This window comes from Vibrio sp. 10N.222.55.C6 (assembly GCF_041473395.1).
GTDB classification, from domain to species: domain Bacteria; phylum Pseudomonadota; class Gammaproteobacteria; order Enterobacterales; family Vibrionaceae; genus Vibrio; species Vibrio crassostreae_C.
This window is the reverse complement of record NZ_JBFRSD010000450.1, coordinates 1-373: the sequence shown is the minus strand read 5'-3', so window position 1 is coordinate 373 and position 373 is coordinate 1. Positions and strand designations below refer to the sequence as shown.

The following is a 373-nucleotide window of genomic DNA, read 5'->3' as shown; positions in this document are numbered from 1 at the left end:
ATCTAGCAGATTTTGTTGGCCCTGGTTATCTACAAAACGTGCAGAAACACTTGGTAAACTCTCTTCACTAGTATCAAAACTGATAATTACGTCGCTAGCGGCTGGTTGTTTGCCCGGAGACAAACGTCTAACCTGGCCTTGAGCGTCGAGCACTACACTCCCGCTAGCAAGACCTAGTATATTTAGGTTGATATTTCCCATATCCATATTCCCACTTCTGCCCAGAACACGCCAAACGCGGATTCAATCCCACTCTGCGCTGTGGCTATTTCCTACAATAAATTTAGTAGTGGCACTATTGATAATCAACTCACTAAAGTAGTTCAGTTAAAGCACTTTGAAAATTAGTCAATAGCAATAGCGACTTACATTC

Annotated in this window: 1 protein-coding gene; it reads right to left on the bottom strand. The window is 42.4% G+C overall.

The window, feature by feature from the left end:
• On the bottom strand, positions 1–201 hold a 201-nt coding region (locus AB4486_RS24545; RefSeq protein ID WP_372119277.1), incomplete at its 3' end, for a hypothetical protein.
• Positions 202–373: the final 172 nt, after the last annotated feature.